At 61.0% G+C, this 17,546-nt stretch carries 16 protein-coding genes and 1 rRNA gene; 7 read left to right on the top strand and 10 right to left on the bottom strand.

What is annotated here, in order from left to right; translation table 11 throughout:
• Nucleotides 1-10: 10 nt before the first annotated feature.
• The 7 genes from pheT to JGZ97_RS16340 form a co-directional block, all read right to left on the bottom strand.
• The gene (gene pheT, locus JGZ97_RS16370) at nucleotides 11-2,392 is read right to left on the bottom strand and encodes a phenylalanine--tRNA ligase subunit beta (RefSeq protein ID WP_207063775.1); all 2,382 of its coding nucleotides are present in this window, start codon (nucleotides 2,390-2,392) and stop codon (nucleotides 11-13) included.
• Between the two features lie 62 nt (nucleotides 2,393-2,454).
• Complete coding sequence (gene pheS / locus JGZ97_RS16365; RefSeq protein ID WP_207063774.1) at nucleotides 2,455-3,471, bottom strand: phenylalanine--tRNA ligase subunit alpha; 1,017 nt, start codon at nucleotides 3,469-3,471, stop codon at nucleotides 2,455-2,457.
• A 113-nt stretch (nucleotides 3,472-3,584) separates the two neighbouring features.
• Nucleotides 3,585-3,941 (bottom strand): 50S ribosomal protein L20, encoded by a 357-nt coding sequence (gene rplT / locus JGZ97_RS16360; protein WP_207063773.1) that lies wholly within the window; start codon nucleotides 3,939-3,941, stop codon nucleotides 3,585-3,587.
• 37 nt (nucleotides 3,942-3,978) lie between these two features.
• Entirely contained in the window at nucleotides 3,979-4,173 is a 195-nt protein-coding gene (gene rpmI / locus JGZ97_RS16355) for a 50S ribosomal protein L35 (protein ID WP_207063772.1), read from the bottom strand.
• Nucleotides 4,174-4,283: 110 nt separating this feature from the next.
• Nucleotides 4,284-4,823 (bottom strand): translation initiation factor IF-3, encoded by a 540-nt coding sequence (gene infC, locus JGZ97_RS16350; protein WP_207063826.1) that lies wholly within the window; start codon nucleotides 4,821-4,823, stop codon nucleotides 4,284-4,286.
• A 2-nt stretch (nucleotides 4,824-4,825) separates the two neighbouring features.
• Nucleotides 4,826-6,748, bottom strand: coding sequence for a threonine--tRNA ligase (gene thrS / locus JGZ97_RS16345; RefSeq protein WP_207063771.1), 1,923 nt, complete (start codon nucleotides 6,746-6,748; stop codon nucleotides 4,826-4,828).
• 127 nt (nucleotides 6,749-6,875) lie between these two features.
• Nucleotides 6,876-7,595, bottom strand: a complete 720-nt coding sequence (locus tag JGZ97_RS16340; RefSeq protein ID WP_242521847.1) for a FadR/GntR family transcriptional regulator — start codon at nucleotides 7,593-7,595, stop codon at nucleotides 6,876-6,878.
• A 161-nt stretch (nucleotides 7,596-7,756) separates the two neighbouring features.
• On the opposite strand from JGZ97_RS16340, the gene JGZ97_RS16335 reads away from it, so the two are divergent.
• The 6 genes from JGZ97_RS16335 (at nucleotide 7,757) to JGZ97_RS16310 (ending at nucleotide 14,432) form a co-directional block, all read left to right on the top strand.
• Entirely contained in the window at nucleotides 7,757-8,545 is a 789-nt protein-coding gene (locus JGZ97_RS16335; protein WP_207063770.1) for a (Fe-S)-binding protein, read from the top strand.
• Between the two features lie 4 nt (nucleotides 8,546-8,549).
• Nucleotides 8,550-9,968, top strand: coding sequence for a LutB/LldF family L-lactate oxidation iron-sulfur protein (locus tag JGZ97_RS16330; RefSeq protein ID WP_207063769.1), 1,419 nt, complete (start codon nucleotides 8,550-8,552; stop codon nucleotides 9,966-9,968).
• Between the two features lies 1 nt (nucleotide 9,969).
• Nucleotides 9,970-10,632 (top strand): LUD domain-containing protein, encoded by a 663-nt coding sequence (locus JGZ97_RS16325; protein ID WP_207063768.1) that lies wholly within the window; start codon nucleotides 9,970-9,972, stop codon nucleotides 10,630-10,632.
• Between the two features lie 141 nt (nucleotides 10,633-10,773).
• On the top strand, nucleotides 10,774-11,487 hold the full coding sequence (locus tag JGZ97_RS16320) for a 16S rRNA (uracil(1498)-N(3))-methyltransferase (RefSeq protein WP_207063767.1): 714 nt from the start codon (nucleotides 10,774-10,776) through the stop codon (nucleotides 11,485-11,487).
• 106 nt (nucleotides 11,488-11,593) lie between these two features.
• A complete protein-coding gene (locus JGZ97_RS16315; protein WP_207063766.1) occupies nucleotides 11,594-12,637 on the top strand; it encodes a Fe(3+) ABC transporter substrate-binding protein in 1,044 nt (347 codons plus the stop codon).
• A 115-nt stretch (nucleotides 12,638-12,752) separates the two neighbouring features.
• Nucleotides 12,753-14,432 carry an ABC transporter permease gene (locus JGZ97_RS16310; protein WP_370584087.1) on the top strand — a complete coding sequence of 560 codons (1,680 nt, stop codon included), beginning with the start codon at nucleotides 12,753-12,755 and terminating at the stop codon, nucleotides 14,430-14,432.
• A 145-nt stretch (nucleotides 14,433-14,577) separates the two neighbouring features.
• On the opposite strand, the gene JGZ97_RS16305 is transcribed toward JGZ97_RS16310, so the two are convergent.
• Nucleotides 14,578-15,624 (bottom strand): ABC transporter ATP-binding protein, encoded by a 1,047-nt coding sequence (locus JGZ97_RS16305; protein WP_207063824.1) that lies wholly within the window; start codon nucleotides 15,622-15,624, stop codon nucleotides 14,578-14,580.
• Between the two features lie 117 nt (nucleotides 15,625-15,741).
• Entirely contained in the window at nucleotides 15,742-16,299 is a 558-nt protein-coding gene (gene ampD, locus JGZ97_RS16300; RefSeq protein ID WP_207063764.1) for a 1,6-anhydro-N-acetylmuramyl-L-alanine amidase AmpD, read from the bottom strand.
• A 118-nt stretch (nucleotides 16,300-16,417) separates the two neighbouring features.
• On the opposite strand from ampD, the gene nadC reads away from it, so the two are divergent.
• Complete coding sequence (gene nadC, locus JGZ97_RS16295) at nucleotides 16,418-17,266, top strand: carboxylating nicotinate-nucleotide diphosphorylase (RefSeq protein WP_207063763.1); 849 nt, start codon at nucleotides 16,418-16,420, stop codon at nucleotides 17,264-17,266.
• A gap of 181 nt (nucleotides 17,267-17,447) precedes the next feature.
• Here nadC and rrf read toward each other — a convergent pair.
• Nucleotides 17,448-17,546 (bottom strand): 5S ribosomal RNA (gene rrf / locus JGZ97_RS16290); the annotation flags it as partial.

The following is a 17,546-nucleotide window of genomic DNA, read 5'->3' as shown; positions in this document are numbered from 1 at the left end:
CCTCTGTCGGTTAGCCTCTCAGCGTTGCGGCAAAGCGCTGCTTGGCAGCAGCCACGATCGCTTCAAACACCTCGTTTACCTCTTCATCATTAAGGGTGCGCGACGGATGTTGCCAGGTCAAGCCGAGGGCCAGACTTTTTTTACCGTTTTCAATGCCTTCGCCCTGATAGACATCAAACAGGGTAACGTCCTTGAGCCATGCCCCTGCATTTTCCCGAACCGATTCGAGCAATGCCGAAACCGGTACCGACTCGTCCACCAGCAGCGCCAGATCACGACGGGTCTCCGGGAATTTCGACAGCGCCTCAAAGGCAGGCAGCACGCCGGGCTCAATGCCGGCCAGGGCGAGCTCAAAGAGGAAGACCGGGCCATTGAGATCCAGCGTCTTCAAGAGGCTGGGATGCAGCGCGCCCAGGTAGCCGACCGCCTCCCCGTTACGCTCAATGCGTGCACACTGCCCGGGATGCAGGGCCGGATGCTCAGCCGCAACAAAGCGATACTGATCCAGCGCGCCGCCATGGGCCAGCAGCGCCTCGACATCCCCTTTCACATCAAAGAAGTCGCTCGGCTCGTTACCGGCAGCCCACCCCTCGGGAAAACGGCTGCCGAACACCGCCCCGGCCAGGACGTTGTCCTGCACCAGCCCATCCGCACCGGGGAGAAAACGCTGCCCGGACTCAAACAGGCGGATCCGCGGCTGCTGACGATGCTGGTTATGCTGTACGGCCTTGATCAGACCGGGCCAAAGACTGGTCCGCATTACCGCCATGTCCGCGGAGATGGGATTGGCCAGCGCCACCGGCTCACGCTCGGGGTCGAACAGCTTCTGCACCTTGGGCTCCACGAAACTGTAGGTGATGGCCTCCTGGTAACCGCGGGCCACCAGCAAGCGGCGCAATTCGGCCAGCCCGGCCTTTGCTTCAGGCTCCGGACGCAGCGCCAGCGAGGCGTTGGTGGTGCGCACCGGCAGGCGGTTGTAGCCGTAGATGCGCGCCAGCTCTTCCAGCAGATCCTCTTCCAGCGCCACGTCGAACCGATAGGAAGGCACACGAACTCGCCAGGCCCCCTCCCCGTCCGCCTGCACCTCCATTCCCAGGCGCTGAAGAATCTCTTCCACTTCAGTCGCCGGAATATCCAGCGAAAGCAACTTTTGGATACGCTCGGCACGCAGACGCACCTCGGCCACAGGCGGCAACGCCGCTGCCACGCTCACCTCGCTGATCGGTCCGGGCTGGCCACCGACGATGTCCAGCAGCAGCTGGGCGGCCCGCTCCGCAGCCCTGACCTGAAGCTCATGATCCACTCCGCGCTCGAAACGATGGGAAGAATCGGTATGCAAGCCGTAAGCCCGGGCCTTCCCGGCAATGCTGACAGGATCAAAGAAGGCGGTTTCAAGGAAGATGTCCCGGGTCTGATCACTCACCCCGGAATGCTCGCCGCCCATGACTCCCGCCATGGCCAGCGGCCTGCGCTGGTCGGCGATGACGAGGGTGTCACTATCGAGCTCGATCTCCTGGCCGTCAAGCAGCACCAACTTTTCGCCGGTCTCGGCCTTACGCACGCGGATACCGCCCTCGAGCTCGGCCAGGTCGAACGCGTGCATGGGCTGACCCAGCTCCAGCATGACGTAGTTGGTGACATCGACAACCGGGTCAATGCTGCGAATGCCGCCCCGGCGCAACCGCTCCTGCATCCACACGGGGGTGGACGCGGCGGGGTTGATACCGCGGATTACCCGCCCGACATAGCGGGGACAGGCCTCGGGCGCCTCAATCTCGATAGGGAAACGGTCGTCAATCACAGGAACAACCGGCTCACAGGCCACCGGCTTGACGGGGGCCTTGTTGAGCACCCCCACCTCCCGTGCCAGGCCGGCGATACTGAGGCAGTCACCGCGGTTAGGAGTCAGATCCACTTCGATCACTTGATCGTCAAGCCCCAGGTAGCTCCGGAAATCCTCGCCCACCGGCGCGTCCGCGGCCAGTTCAAGAAGCCCGTCGTGGTCGTCGGAAACCCCCAGTTCGCTGGCCGAGCAGAGCATGCCAAAAGACTCCACCTGGCGCAGCTTGGCCTTCTTGATCTTGAAGCCCTCGGGCAGCACGGCACCGACCTGGGCAAAAGGCACCTTGATGCCCGGGCGGGCATTGGGCGCGCCGCAAACCACCTGGAAGGACTCGTCGCTACCGTTGGATACGCGACAGACCTGCAGCTTGTCCGCGTTGGGGTGAGGCTCGGCGCTGAGAATCTCCCCCACCACCACACCGCTGAAATCGGCCGCCGCCGGCTCCACGCCGTCCACTTCCAGCCCTGCCATGGTGATCTGGGCCACCAGTTCCTCTGTGTTGATCGCGGGGTTTACCCACTCCCGCAGCCACTGTTCGCTGAATTTCATTGCGATTTCCCGTTAATTCTGTTGCCTGGCCGAGGCTCCGGCCGCGTAAGTCTGCGTTGCGCCTAGCGGAACTGGGCCAGAAAGCGCAGGTCGTTCTCGAAGAAAAGGCGCAGGTCGTTGACCCCATAGCGCAGCATCGCCAGCCGCTCAACGCCCATGCCGAAAGCGAAGCCGCTGTAGGTTTCGGTATCCACCCCGCAAGACTCGAATACCTTAGGGTGAACCATGCCGCAGCCCATGACTTCCAGCCAGCCGGTGTGGCTGCACACCCGGCACCCTTTACCGGCACACATCACGCAGGCGATATCCACCTCGGCGGAAGGCTCGGTGAAGGGGAAATAAGAGGGGCGGAAGCGCACCGCCAACTCCTGCTCGAAGAACACCCGCAGGAACTCTTCCACCGTCCCCTTGAGGTCGGCAAAGCTGACATCGGTATCCACCAGCAGCCCCTCGACTTGATGAAACATCGGGGTGTGGGTCAGATCCGAATCGCAGCGATAGACCCGTCCGGGGCAGACCACCCGAATGGGCGGCTGCTGGTTCTCCATGGTACGGATCTGCACCGGGGAGGTGTGGGTGCGCAGCAGCGTGTGGGCGTCAAAATAGAACGTATCGTGCATCGCACGGGCCGGGTGATGGCCGGGAATGTTGAGGGCTTCGAAGTTGTGGTAGTCGTCTTCAATCTCCGGCCCTTCGGCGACGGCATAGCCGACACCGGCAAAGAAATTCTCAATCCGCTCCAGGGTACGGGTTACCGGGTGCAGGCCACCGCTGGTCTGGCCACGCCCGGGCAGGGTGACGTCAATGCGCTCAGCTGCCAGCTTGGCCTCCAGGGCCGCATTAGCGAGACGCTCGCGGCGCGCATTGATCTCTTCCTGCAACGCTTGCTTGGCCTCATTGATGGCCGCTCCCGCCTGAGGCCGCTCCTCGGCGGAGAGCTTGCCCAAACCTTTGAGCAACTGGGTCATTTCGCCCTTTTTGCCCAGGAACTGGACGCGTACCGCCTCCAGCGCCTTGATATCATTCGCGTTCTCTACAGCCTCTTTACCCTGGGCCAGCAGGCGGTCTAGGTTTTCCATTGGGAGCTCCAAATACAAAATAGGGGAAGGATTTGCACCCTTCCCCTATTCAAGCCCGAGGACCTAAGGCGCTCGGGCGGCGATCAAATTACCAACCAGGATAGGTGGGTGAATTAAGCCAGGGCACCCTTGGCTTTTTCAACGATCGCGGCAAAAACTGCCTTCTCATGCACGGCCAGGTCGGCCAGCACCTTGCGGTCGATCTCGATCGAGGCCTTTTTCAGACCGGCGATCAGACGGCTGTAGGACAGACCGTTGATACGGGCGGCGGCGTTGATACGGGCGATCCACAGGGCACGGAACTGACGCTTGCGCTGACGACGGTCACGGTAGGCGTACTGACCGGCCTTGATGACCGCCTGCTTGGCTACACGAAAGACCCGGCTACGGGCTCCGTAATAACCCTTGGCTTGCTTGAGAATTTTCTTGTGACGACGACGAGCGACAACACCACGTTTTACGCGAGGCATAATTGTATCCTTCTAAATAACTTGAATCTGGACCGAATCAGGATTCGCGCAGCATGCGCTTAACCAGGGCGACATCGTTGGCGTGAACTTCGCTGGTGCCGCGAAGGTGACGCTTACGCTTGGTGCTCTTCTTGGTCAGAATGTGGCTAGTGAAGGAAGACTTACGCTTGAAGCCATTTGCGGTTTTTTTGAAGCGCTTGGCCGCACCGCTCACAGTTTTCATTTTAGGCATGACAAAAACATCTCCACGCATTCGTTAAGTTATGTATAACCCGCTAAAACGGCAAAAGCCCGCCAACCCCACCCGCAAAGGTGAAGCGCGCGGACTTGCTGCCGGGCGCGTTACTTCTTCTTTTTGGGAGCGATGACCATGATCATCTGACGGCCTTCCATTTTCGGATGCTGTTCAACGGCACCCAGCTCGGCGAGATCGGCTTCGATCCGCTTCATCAGCTGCATGCCCAACTCCTGGTGGGCCATCTCACGACCGCGGAATCGCAATGAAACCTTGGCCTTATCTCCCGCTTCAAGGAAACGTACCAGGTTGCGCAGTTTTACCTGGTAATCCCCTTCTTCCGTCCCGGGACGGAATTTCATCTCTTTGACCTGCGTCTGCTTCTGCTTCTTGCGTTGCGCCGCTTTCTGCTTCTTCAGCTCAAAGACGTGTTTGCCGTAGTCCATGATTTTACAGACTACCGGTTCAGCATCTGGAGCGATCAGCACAAGATCCATCTGGGCTTCCTGGGCGGTCTTCAACGCCTCATCCAGGGGCACGATCCCCAGCTGATCCCCCTCTGCTCCTACCAGTCGGACCTCGCGAGCCTCGATATCCTCGTTAATCGTGGCTTTTTTCTCGCGGCCCTTGTTGTATCCTTTTTTAATGTTTAACTCTCCGTTGCACGACCTTTGCGCGCCACATCGTCGGCCAGCAGCTGACGGAAGGCGTCAACACCCATGGAACCCAGGTCTTCCCCGGTTCTCAGGCGTACGGTCACGGTGTTGGTTTCTACTTCCTTATCGCCTACGACTAACTGATAAGGAACCTTCTGAATTGTGTGCTCGCGAATTTTAAAGCCGATCTTCTCGTTTCTCAAGTCCGCTGAGACGCGGAAACCGGCTTCACGCAAGGTTTCTTCCACTTTGCGGCAGTAATCCGCCTGATTGTCGGTGATATTGAGCACCACGGCCTGCTGCGGCGACAGCCACGCGGGCATAGCGCCGGCATAGTTCTCGATCAAAATCCCGATAAAACGCTCGAAGGAGCCCAGGATCGCCCGGTGCAGCATCACCGGCGTCTCACGCTCGCCCGACTCGTTGACGAACTGGGCGTCCAGGCGCCCCGGCATGGAGAAGTCCACCTGGATAGTGCCGCACTGCCAGACCCGACCCAAACAGTCGGTGAGGGAGAATTCGATCTTGGGCCCGTAGAAAGCCCCCTCCCCGGGCAGCTCTTCCCACTCCAGGCCCTTGTTGTCCAGGGCCGCCGCCAGCGCCTTCTCCGACTTGTCCCAGACCTCATCGCTACCCACCCGTTTCTCAGGACGGGTAGAGAGCTTAAGGATCACGTCGTTGAAACCAAAATCCCGGTATACGGCGTAAAGCAGGTCGATAAACGCCGAGACCTCCTCCTGGATCTGGTTCTCGCCACAGAAGATATGGGCATCGTCCTGAGTAAAACCACGCACCCGCATCAGACCGTGCAGGGTGCCTGAGGGCTCGTTGCGGTGGCAGGAGCCAAATTCGGCCAGGCGCAGCGGCAGGTCACGGTAGCTGCGCAGCCCCTGGTTGAACACCTGCACATGGCAGGGGCAGTTCATGGGCTTAACCGCGTAATCCCGGCTCTCGGAGTGGGTGGTAAACATCATGTCGCTGAACTTGTCCCAGTGACCGGACTTCTCCCACAACACCCGGTCCACCACCTGCGGCGTCTTGATCTCCTGGTAGCCCGCCTTATCCAGCACGCTACGCATGTACTGCTCCACCGCCTGGTAAATGATCCAGCCATGGGGGTGCCAGAACACCATTCCCGGCGCCTCTTCCTGGGTGTGAAACAGTCCCAGGCGCTTGCCCAGCTTGCGATGGTCGCGCTTTTCCGCCTCTTCCAGGCGGTGCAGGTAAGCCTTGAGGGCCTTCTTGTCGCTCCAGGCGGTACCGTAGATTCGCTGCAGCATCTCGTTGTTGGAGTCGCCGCGCCAGTAGGCACCGGCCACCTTCATCAGCTTAAAAGCCTTGATATGGCCGGTACTAGGGACGTGAGGACCGCGGCAGAGATCGATAAACTCGCCCTGCTGGTAGAAAGAGAGGGTCTGGTTGCCGGGAATGTCCTGGATGATCTGGACCTTGTAATCTTCCCCCTTCTCTTTAAAGAAGGCCACCGCCTCATCCCGGCTCATCAGCGAGCGAGCCACCGGCAAATTTGCCTTGGCCAGCTCTTTCATCCGCTTTTCGATCTTCTGCAGATCCTCGGGGGTGAACGCGCGCTCGTAGGCGAAATCGTAATAGAAGCCGTTTTCAATCACAGGACCAATGGTTACCTGGGCGCCGGGGAACAGCTCCTGGACGGCCATCGCCATCAGGTGCGCGCAGGAATGGCGAACAACGTCCAGCCCCTCTTCGTCCCGCACCGTCACGATCGCCAACTGGGCGTCCTGTTCGATCACATGACTGGTATCCACCAGCTCACCGTCAACCTTGCCGGCCAGCGCGGCCTTCGCCAGTCCTTCGCCAATGGAGGCGGCCACATTTAAAACAGTAACGGGGTGGTCGAACTGACGGGTGCTACCGTCGGGGAGCGTAATAACAGGCATTTCGGTTCCTTTCCCAGTGGTGGCCCCTACCAAAGGCCACTGTAGGCGAAATTGAAGCTGAAAGCGGGCCCGGAGCCCGCATTGAACCGGCCATTCTACCAGTGTGGCAGCGCAGCACAAGCCACGGCTAAGCGCTCAGCTGCTGCCGGGTATAAGCGATATGCTCACGGGCGGCGCGACGGGCTCGCTCGGCCTCGCCGGCCAGCACGGCACGGTAAATCTCCTCGTGCTGCGCCCCGATCCCCGGCGGGTAGCGACCGGTCTTGCGCAGGGTGCGGGAAAGCACCGCGTAGATGACGTTGAAGTAACGGGTATAGAGCACCTGACTGAGGGAAACGACCAGCAAATGATGGCTGGATTCGGCGATCAGCATGTGAAAGGTAAGGTCAGCCTTGGCCTTACGCAGCGTGGTCTCGCCGCTGCCGCGTTCACGCATGCGGGCGTACTCCAGACTCAGCGCCTCCCGCTGCGCCGGCGTCGCCCGCCGCGCCGCAAAATAGGCCGCCTCCCCCTCCAGCATCTCGCGCATCTCCATCACCTGCTGCTGCAACTCGCGACTGCCACCACCTTCTTTCACCTCCGGCTCCGGGTACCCTGACTCCAGCAGGTTGCAGCACACGCTGCCGCCACCATGGAACGTCTCCACCAGACCGCGACTTTCCAGTGTAAACACCGCTTCGCGCACCGTGGCCCGGGAGACTCCGAAGCCCTGCGCCATGGCCCGCTGCGCGGGCAGCTTATCGCCAGGGATGATATCCCCGAACAGCAGCTTTCGCTCGAGTTCATCAACCAGCTGTGCCACCAACCCCGTTGCCGCCTCGCCCATCAATCCCCCATTACTGGCCATACTGTAAACAGCTGCGGGTGCGGTCTGAGCTGCAAGCCCCCATGCTTGGTCAGACCACTTCGCCAGCTAAAATTATAACCGTCTTGTCATTAGGTTACAGTGCGCCTAGTTCAGGGGCAGCCGGACCTGCCCAAACCACAATAAGAGAAACGGTCACTGCCATGAGCCAACAAACGCCCCGTCCCCAGGTCGGTCTGTTCGTCACCTGCCTAGTGGACATGTTCCGCCCATCAGTGGGTTTCGCCACCGTCAAATTACTGGAAATGGCCGGTTGCCAGGTGGACGTCCCCGGCACCCAGACCTGCTGCGGACAGCCCAGCTTCAATTCCGGCGATCGCGCCTCGACCAAGCGACTGGCCAAAGACGTGATCGACGCCTTCGATGGCTTTGAGTACGTGGTCGGCCCCTCCGGGTCCTGCATCGGCATGCTGCACCACTACCCGGCGCTGTTCGCCCCGGACGACCCCTACCGGGCGCGAGCTGAATCTCTGGCGGAACGCGCCTACGAAATCACCTCATTCCTGACCGACGTGCTCAACTTTGACGCCATCCTGGCCGACTACGAGCACCGGGTCACCTACCATGACTCCTGCGCAGGCCTGCGGGAACTGGGCGTTAAAAATCAGCCCCGGCAATTGCTGGAAAAGGTTGGCGGCCTTGACATCAGCGAGATGGAAGAGGCGGAAACCTGCTGCGGCTTCGGCGGCACCTTCTGCGTCAAATACCCGGATATCTCCAACCGCATGGTCTCCAACAAAACCAGCAACGCCACCGCCACCCAAGCCGATACCCTGCTGGGGGGCGATCTGGGCTGCCTGCTGAACATGGCCGGCAAGCTCAAGCGCGAAGGCTCCCCACTGCAGGTGCGTCACGTGGTCGAGGTCCTGGCCAACATGACCGACACCCCCGCCATCGGCGAAAGCCAATATGACCTGGCCAAGGAGCTCTGACGCCATGCAGATCAACAGTCCCCAGTTTAAAGAACGGGCCAAGACCGCCCTGCACGACCCCTCGCTGCAGAAGGCACTTGGCAACCTGCGCCACGGGTTTCCCGGCAAGCGCGCCGCCGCCGTGGCCCGCATGCCCGAGTTTGAGCAGCTGCGCGACGAAGGCCGGGACCTGAAAAACCATGTCATCGAGCACCTGGACTTCTACCTGGAGCAGTTCGAGACCAAGGTCATTGAGCAAGGCGGCCAGGTCCACTGGGCGCGGGACGCGGAAGAGGCGCGCAAGGCCATCCTGGACATCTGCCGCAAAGCCAACGCCAAGACGGTTACCAAGGGCAAGTCCATGGTCTCAGAGGAGATCAACCTCAACGACTACCTGGAGGAGCACGGCGTCCATCCGATTGAAACCGACCTCGGGGAGTACATCCTGCAGCTGCGCGAGGACCACCCCAGCCACATAATCGCACCGGCCATTCACCTCAACCTGGACGATGTCAGCGACATTTTCTCCAAGAAGCACGGCACCGAGCGCACCGATGACCCGGCGGCACTGATGCAAGAAGCCCGGGAGATGCTGCGCAAACAATTCGTGGCCGCGGATGTGGGCATTACCGGGGCCAACTTCTGCGTCGCGGAAACCGGCAGCACGCTGATCGTCACCAACGAGGGCAACGGCGACCTCACCCAGATTCTGCCGCGGGTTCATGTGGTGATCGCCACCATCGACAAGGTGGTCCCCACCCTGGAAGACATGACCCTGTTCCAGCGCCTGCTGGCCCGCTCGGCCACAGGACAGGAGTTTACCGTCTACAACACCCTCTCCACCGGCCCCCGACGCAGCGACGACCAGGACGGCCCCGAGGAGTACCATGTGGTGCTGCTGGATAACGGTCGCAGCGAGATGCTCGGCGGCGACTTTCAGGAGATGCTGCGCTGCATCCGCTGTTCGGCCTGCATGAACCACTGCCCGGTTTACGGTGCCGTGGGCGGCCACGCCTACGGCTGGGTCTACCCGGGCCCCATGGGCGCGGTGCTGACCCCGAAGCTGATCGGCATCGACAAGGCCGGCCACCTGCCCAACGCTTCCACGTTCTGCGGCAAATGCGAATCAGTGTGTCCGGTCCGCATCCCTCTGCCTAAGATGATGCGGCACTGGCGCGAGCGGGAATTTGAACGCCACCTCTCCCCCAAAGGGGTGCGCCTGGGACTTGGCGCCTGGTCCTACTTCACCCGACACCCCAAACTCTATCGCTGGCTGGCGCGCGCCGGCAGCTTCGGACTCAAGCTGATGGCCGGCAAAAAAGGCCGTGTGCACTCCCTGCCCCTGAGCAAGGGCTGGACCGCCTGGCGGGAGATGCCCGCCCCCGAGGGCGGCACCTTTATGGACCAGTGGAAAAAGCAGCAACGCCAGGCGGAGGAGAACTGATATGAGCAACGCACGCGAACAGATCTTTGCCAACATCCGCCGGGGCCTGGGCCGCGGCCCCCTCGAAGGCGACGCACTTGACCACGTCCGCCAGCGACTGAAGGCGCACCCAGCGAACTGCATTCCTGCACGCAGCGCACTCGCCTTTAACGAGCAGGTCAACCTGTTCAAGGAGATGGCACTGGAGGCGGCTGCCGAGTTGCACGAGCTGGATCGCCTGGAGGCGCTCCCGGCCAAGGTCGCAGAGCTGCTGCCGGAACTCGGCGGCGGCCCCCTGGTGATGGCCAGCGAACCGGAGCTGACCGCCCTTGCCTGGCCCGAAGAGCTGCCCCGCGAAGAGCGGGTGGCACGGGCCGGCGATCACGTCAGCCTGACCGGAGCCTTTGCCGGCATCGCCGAAACCGGCACCCTGATGCTCCTTTCAGGCGCCCAGAGCCCCACCACCCTCAACTTTCTTCCCGATACCCACCTGGTAGTCTTGCGCCGCTCCGCCATTGTCGGCCCCTACGAGGCGGCGTGGCAGAAGGTTCGAGAGCTGGGCGGCACCTGGCCGCGCACGGTCAACATGATCACCGGACCTTCGCGCAGCGCCGATATCGAGCAGAAGCTGCAGATGGGCGCACACGGCCCCAAGCGGCTGATCATTTTCCTGCTTAACGACTGACCCTTTCATCCACCCAAGCACGGGGGCCCCGCCCCCGTTGTCTTCTCCCGCCACCCCGGTTAAGGTCAGCATCTTTGGCCCACGCCCTCAACTCGATTTGCTTCCGCGCCACGGGCGCCACTCAGCCTGGACGCCGACCGTATGAACCTGATCCTTCTCAACCCCGACGATTTCACTGCGCCCGGCCGTGTCCGCCTGGACGGTCGCCGCCTGCAGCATATCCGCGACGTGCACAGCGCCGCCCCCGGGGATTCCCTGCGGGTAGGCTTGGTGGACGGGCCGATGGGCTCCGGGCAGTTGGTCAGCCTTACCGATACGGCCCTTGAGCTGGAGGTCACTCTCGACCAAATACCTCCGCCTCAACTGCCCCTGACCCTGCTGCTGGCCCTGCCCCGGCCAAAAATGCTCAAGCGCATCTTTCAGACCTGCGCCACCTTCGGTGTGCAGGAGCTGATCCTGTTCAACAGTTACCGGGTCGAGAAAAGCTACTGGCAATCCCCCTGGCTGACACCCGAGCGCATTCACGAGCACCTGTTGCTGGGGCTGGAGCAAGGGGTCGCTACCCAGCTTCCCCGCGTCCGCCTGGAAAAGCGCTTCAAACCCTTCGTGGAAGATCGGCTACCGGCCCTGGTCGCTGGCAAGCGGGCGCTCCTCGCCCACCCGTACCAGGCAAGCCCCTGCCCGGGTCCGCAGACGCCGGCCCCCAACACCCTGCTCGTGATCGGACCGGAGGGGGGGCTGATCGGCTACGAGGTCAACAAGCTGATCGACGCGGGCCTGCAGCCGGTCCACCTCGGCCCCCGCATATTACGGGTTGAAACCGCGCTCAGCGCCCTCCTCGGCCGACTTTTTTAAATCAGTAAATAATTTTTCCGACTACGTAGTTGACATTGGCTCAATGATAAATAAGAATCTTTCTCATTAGTATTTAGATCAACAGCAACTCAAGGAGCCGTTGCCAATGTTCTCATTCAAAAAGCTGAAACCCCTTGCTGCTCTTATCGCCCTTCCTGTCGCCGCCGCGGTGACCACCCCCGCTCAGGCTGCGGAAGAGGTCAACATTTATTCCTACCGCCAGGCTTTTCTGATTGAGCCCATGCTGGACGCCTTCACCCAGGAGACCGGAATCAAGACCAACGTCGTTTTCGCAAAAGAAGGTCTGCTGGAGCGCCTAGAGCGCGAGGGCCGCAACAGCCCCGCCGATCTGCTGCTCACCTCGGACTTTGGCAAGCTCTGGGACGCGGTCAACAAGGACCTGACCCAGCCGGTTGAGAGCGACGTGCTGGAGCAGAACATCCCCGCCCAGTACCGCGATCCCGATGGCAAGTGGTTTGGCCTGACCTCCCGCGCCCGCATCCTCTATACCTCCAAGGAGCGGGTCAAGGAAGGGGAAGTCAGCACCTACGAGGACCTGGCCGACCCGAAATGGAAAGGCCGCATCTGCACCCGCAGCGGCAAGCACAATTACAACATCGCCCTGTTCGCCTCCATGATCCAGCACCACGGCGAAGAGAAGGCTGAGGCTTGGCTTGAGGGGCTGAAGAACAACCTGGCGCGCAAGCCCCAAGGGAATGACCGCGCCCAGGTCAAGGCCGTGAAGGAAGGCGTCTGCGACATCGCCCTCGGCAACAGCTACTACTTCGGCAAGATGATCACCAACGCCAAGAACCCCGAGCAGATCGAGTGGGCCCAGTCCGTTAACCTGATCTTCCCCAACCAGGCAGACCGCGGTACCCACATGAACATCTCCGGTGTTGCCTTGACCGAGCACGCCCCCAACAAGGCAAACGCTATCAAGCTGATGGAGTTCCTTTCCGGGCAACTGGCCCAGTACATGTATGCTCAGGAGAACTTCGAGTTCCCGGTGCGGCCCAACACGCCCCGCTCCAACCTGATCAACAAGTACATGGGTGAATTCAAGGCCGACGAGGTGAGCCTGGCGGAAGTCGCCAAGCACCGAGAGCAGGCCAGCAAGCTGGTTGATAAAGTCGGTTACAATAACTGATAATCCCAGGATATCAGCGTATAACGGCAGTCCGGCCCCGCTGGCTGCCGTTTTTTTGTTTCTAAACCCGGCCTTTTCAAGGCCGGCCGTCGAGCCGTAACCCATGAATGCCCCCGTGAACGTACCACCCAAACAGCAGCGCACCCTTCTTCGCTTCGGCGGTAGTGGCGGCTGGACCAGCGCCGTTACCCTGGTGGCGCTGATGGTGGTGCTGCCGGTCTTTGCCGTTTTTTACCTGGCGCTGTTCCCCACGGAGAACATCTGGGCCCACCTGGTCGATACCGTGCTGCCCCACTACGTGACCACAACCCTGAAACTGATGGTCGGTGTGGGGGCGGGCTCGGTATTGCTCGGGGTAGCCACGGCATGGCTGGTGACCATGTGTCGTTTTCCCGGCCAGCGCTGGTTCGAGTGGGCGCTGCTGCTCCCCTTCGCCGTACCGGCGTATGTCGTCGCTTACGTCTACACCGACCTGCTTGAGTACGCAGGCCCGGTGCAGGAGACCCTGCGCGCCTACTTTGGCTGGCAGACAGCCCGGGACTACTGGTTCCCGGAGATCCGAAGCCTCGGCGGGGCAATTTTGATGTTCACCCTGGTGCTCTACCCCTACGTTTACATGCTGGCGCGGGCGGCCTTTCTTGAGCAATCCATGAGCATCCAGGCCGCGAGCCGAACCCTGGGCTGCACCCCCTGGCAAAGCTTTCTACGGGTCTCACTCCCCATGGCCAGGCCTGCCATTGCCGTAGGGCTCTCCCTGGTCTCCATGGAGACCATCAACGATTTCGGCACCGTGGACTACTTCGCCGTGCGCAGTCTGACCGCCGGTATTTACGACACCTGGCTCAACATGGGCAACCTGGGCGGCGCGGCGCAGATCGCCAGCCTGATGCTGGTGTTCGTAGTACTGTTGATAACCCTTGAGCGGCTGGGCAGAGCCCGCCAGCGCCACTTCAGCGCCCCGGACCGTTTTAACACCCTGCTGACTTTCCGCCTGCACGGCTGGCGTGCGGCGGGTGCCTGGCTGGTCTGCGCCCTGCCCCTGGCCGCCGGTTTTTTGGTTCCGGTGTGGGTGCTGGGCCGTTACGCCTGGATCAATTTGGCGAGTTCCTGGACCCCGGAATTTGCCGCCATTGCCCGCAACAGTTTTGTGCTCTCGGCCACCGCGGCGCTCATCGCCTGCGCCCTCGGCCTCGTTCTGAGCTACGGCAAGCGCCTCTACCCCACCCGGGGAGTGAGTCTGATGGGACGCCTTTCCAGCCTGGGCTACGCCATGCCGGGTGCGGTACTGGCCATCGGTGTGATCGTGCCCTTCGCCGCTTTCGACAACAGCCTCGACCAACTGATGGACAACCTCTTCGGCATCTCCACAGGGCTGCTCCTGAGCGGCACCCTCTTTGCGGTGGTATTTGCCTACGTGGTTCGCTTTCTGGCGGTGGCCAACGGCGCCGTCGAGTCAAGCCTGGCCAAGGTCACCCCTACCATGGATATGGCCGCACGCTCCCTGGGCTACAACAGCCTGCAGACCCTGTTCCACGTGCACCTGCCACAAATTCGCGGTGGCCTCCTGACCGGGGCACTCATCGTCTTTGTCGACTGTATGAAAGAACTGCCGGCGACCCTAATTCTGCGCCCGTTCAACTTCGACACCCTGGCCACCCACGTCTATCAGTACGCCTCCGACGAAATGCTGGAGGCCTCCGCACTGGGAGCGCTGATGATTGTTGCGGTGGGGATTATCCCGGTAATCGTGCTTAGCCGTTCCATCGCCGGCTCAAGACGCACCGAGCGCGGATAATCATCCCGGGGGAAGCGGAGGAGGTCAGCACAATGCACCGAGAGGCTTGCAGCGAGCCTTAAGCCGGCTCAGGAAAGCCCTCCCCGATGCTAAAGAGAAGAAGGCGTAGGGGGGGGGACGCCGCCACGGCTCAACAGGACAAGGGTCAGGACGCGGCCGGGAACGCCACCAGGTTATCCGTTTCCACTCTCAGCCCGACGGTCTCTCCCATCTGAAAGTCCGCGTTGATGAAGGTGGACTCAACCTGGCGTTCGTTATCCAGGGTAAAGGTGTAGAGGGTGGTGGTTCCCAGAAACTCCTTACGGGTCACCCGGCCCCGCACATCGCAGTCGCTGCACCCGGGCACGATTTCGTGCGGCCTTAAAAACACGTCCACCTCATCCCCGGCCTGCCAGGACATCTGCTGCGCTTTGACCAGCCCGATATCCGTCTCCACCAGCCCCCCTTCCAGGGCCCGCCCGCGAATAAACTTGCCCTCGCCAACAAAGCTGGCCACCGTGCGGTTGGCCGGCTGGTGATACACCTGGAAGGGGCTGTCCCACTGCTGCAGACGTCCCTCAGCCAGAACGCCCAGCTTATCACTGACCGTAAACGCCTCGTCCTGGTCGTGAGTAACCACGATGGCAGAGATCCCCTCCTCCTTTAGAATGTCCCGCACTTCCTGGGCCAGTTGGCGACGCAACTCCGTGTCCAGATTGGAAAAAGGCTCATCGAGCAATAACAGGCGCGGCTTGGGAGCGAGCGCGCGAGCCAAGGCTACCCGCTGCTGCTGACCGCCGGAGAGCTCGTGGGGGAAGCGATTCTCCATCCCCTGTAACTTAACCAACTCCAACAGATGCGTAACCGCCTGCTGTCGCTCTCGTGCACTCCACTTCTGCAGCCCAAAGGCCACGTTGTCACGCACATTGAGGTGAGGAAACAAGGCATAATCTTGGAACACCATACCAATGCCACGCCGCTCCGGAGCCATACCGTTCCCCGGCGAAGCAATCACTTCCTGCTCCAGGGAAATGCTACCGGCATATATGGCGTTAAACCCGGCGATGGCCCGCAACACCGTGGTTTTACCGCAGCCGCTGGGGCCCAACAGACAGGCAATTTCGCCCGGCTGGACAGCAAACGACAGATCGCTGACGACCGCCTGTTGCTGGTAACGACACTCAATTCCTTTAACGCTGAGCAGGGATCCCATAACCACGCCCGAATAACCTTATTAACGACAGTGTATTGATATCATAAATGCTAATCGTTCGCGTTACTAACACTTTTTCTTGATTTGCATTTGCCCTCCCTGAAGGCCTCCGCCACCCTAAGCCTGCGCTAAAAGCGCGCTAAACCGAGCCCAGTCAAACGCCGGCCCTGGATCGCTTTTACGCCCCGGGGCAATATCACAGTGGCCGACAATACCCTCCGGGGAGAGCGCCGGGTATGCCCTCATCAACGCGCGGCTAATCCCGGCCAACGCTTCATACTGGGCATCGGTGTAAGGTGTTTCATCGGTTCCCTCAAGCTCAATCCCGATGGAGAAATCATTGCATTCATCTCGCCCCTGGAAACAGGACCGGCCGGCATGCCAGGCACGCCGATCAAAGGGCACGAATTGTACAACCTGTCCGCAGCGGTCAACCAATAGGTGGGCGGAAACCTGAAGATCTGAAATCTCGGCAAAAAATGGGTGTTCGTGGGCATCCAGTTGATTCAGGAAGAAACGCTCAATGCAGTCCCCACCAAACTGCCCCGGAGGAAGGCTGATGTTGTGAATAACCAGTAGATCGATCGCTGTGCCTGCTGGCCGCTCCCCGTGATTGGGGGAGGGCTGAAACCGGGCTTGCTGCAAACGATGATCAACCACCTCGAAATGTGCCATGGCTTTCCCGCAAAGGTCCGAGGAAACGAAGGGCCTAGTATAAAGCCCTGTCCCCTTTCTGCTACAATTCGCGCCACTTCGAAATATCGTTAATCCGCTGCTGCCCCGAGAGGGAACCATGTCCGTACCCGCACACCTTAAAACCGACCTGGAACTCACCGTTCAACGTGCCCTGCAGGAGGACGTCGGCAGCGGCGATATTACCGCCGCCCTGATCCCCGCGTCGCAGAAGGCCAAAGCCCGGGTCATCGCTCGCGAAGTCGCGATTATTTGCGGCCGCGACTGGGTCAACGAGGTCTTCCGGCAAGTCGATCCACAGGTACAGCTCCACTGGCTTGTGGCAGACGGTAACCGGGTCGAAGCCGACCAGGTCCTGTTCGAGCTGGAAGGCCCGGCCCGCTCACTGCTCACTGGCGAGCGCTGCGCCCTCAACTTTCTGCAGACCCTTTCCGGCACAGCGACCCGCGCCCATGACTATGCCGAGATGGTCCGCGGCACCTCAGTCAAGCTGCTCGACACCCGCAAAACACTCCCAGGACTGCGCAATGCACAGAAGTACGCGGTCAGTTGCGGCGGGTGCTTCAATCACCGCATCGGACTCTACGACGCCTTCCTGATCAAGGAAAACCACATCGCCGCTTGCGGCTCCATCGCCAACGCCATCGCTCAGGCACGCACCAATGAACCGGGAAAGCCGGTAGAAGTGGAAGTTGAAAACATGGATGAGTTCAAGCAGGCGCTGGGCGCCCAAGCCGATATCATCATGCTCGATAACTTCAGCCTGGCGGAAATGAGGACCGCCGTCAGAGATGCCGACGGCCGCGCCAAACTCGAAGCATCCGGCGGCATTACAGACGAAACCCTGCGCAGCTACGCTGAAACCGGCGTCGACTACATCTCCATCGGCGCGCTGACCAAGGACTGCAAATCCATCGACCTGTCGATGCGCGTCACCGAAATCGGGTGAATCCCGCTCCAGCGGTTTTCACTGACGGGCAGCTCTAGCTGCCCGTTTTTTTGCACGGAGCCAACCAGCCTTCCTTTCGTTCGCCCGCCCCACCTACCGATTGAAACCCGCCGTTTAAGATTCTGCCGGCCCAAACGAAAAACCCCCGGCACGGTGTGCCGGGGGTTTCTCAGGATAAGGCGCTTGGCGATGACCTACTCTCACATGGGGAGACCCCACACTACCATCGGCGCTGGACCGTTTCACTTCTGAGTTCGGGATGGAGTCAGGTGGTTCCGGA

Origin of the sequence: Motiliproteus sp. SC1-56, from assembly GCF_017309075.1 — a bacterium.
Classification (GTDB): domain Bacteria; phylum Pseudomonadota; class Gammaproteobacteria; order Pseudomonadales; family Balneatricaceae; genus Motiliproteus.
This window is presented reverse-complemented; position numbering and strand designations above follow the sequence as displayed.

Bases quoted from the DNA above. Each gene is read 5' to 3' on its own strand.
- pheT (WP_207063775.1), bottom strand. From the start codon at position 2,392: ATGAAATTCAGCGAACAGTGGCTGCGGGAGTGGGTAAACCCCGCGATC.
- pheS (WP_207063774.1), bottom strand. From the start codon at position 3,471: ATGGAAAACCTAGACCGCCTGCTGGCCCAGGGTAAAGAGGCTGTAGAG.
- rplT (WP_207063773.1), bottom strand. From the start codon at position 3,941: ATGCCTCGCGTAAAACGTGGTGTTGTCGCTCGTCGTCGTCACAAGAAA.
- rpmI (WP_207063772.1), bottom strand. From the start codon at position 4,173: ATGCCTAAAATGAAAACTGTGAGCGGTGCGGCCAAGCGCTTCAAAAAA.
- thrS (WP_207063771.1), bottom strand. From the start codon at position 6,748: ATGCCTGTTATTACGCTCCCCGACGGTAGCACCCGTCAGTTCGACCAC.
- JGZ97_RS16340 (WP_242521847.1), bottom strand. From the start codon at position 7,595: ATGGCCAGTAATGGGGGATTGATGGGCGAGGCGGCAACGGGGTTGGTG.
- JGZ97_RS16335 (WP_207063770.1), top strand. From the start codon at position 7,757: ATGAGCCAACAAACGCCCCGTCCCCAGGTCGGTCTGTTCGTCACCTGC.
- JGZ97_RS16330 (WP_207063769.1), top strand. From the start codon at position 8,550: ATGCAGATCAACAGTCCCCAGTTTAAAGAACGGGCCAAGACCGCCCTG.
- JGZ97_RS16325 (WP_207063768.1), top strand. From the start codon at position 9,970: ATGAGCAACGCACGCGAACAGATCTTTGCCAACATCCGCCGGGGCCTG.
- JGZ97_RS16320 (WP_207063767.1), top strand. From the start codon at position 10,774: ATGAACCTGATCCTTCTCAACCCCGACGATTTCACTGCGCCCGGCCGT.
- JGZ97_RS16315 (WP_207063766.1), top strand. From the start codon at position 11,594: ATGTTCTCATTCAAAAAGCTGAAACCCCTTGCTGCTCTTATCGCCCTT.
- JGZ97_RS16305 (WP_207063824.1), bottom strand. From the start codon at position 15,624: ATGGGATCCCTGCTCAGCGTTAAAGGAATTGAGTGTCGTTACCAGCAA.
- ampD (WP_207063764.1), bottom strand. From the start codon at position 16,299: ATGGCACATTTCGAGGTGGTTGATCATCGTTTGCAGCAAGCCCGGTTT.
- nadC (WP_207063763.1), top strand. From the start codon at position 16,418: ATGTCCGTACCCGCACACCTTAAAACCGACCTGGAACTCACCGTTCAA.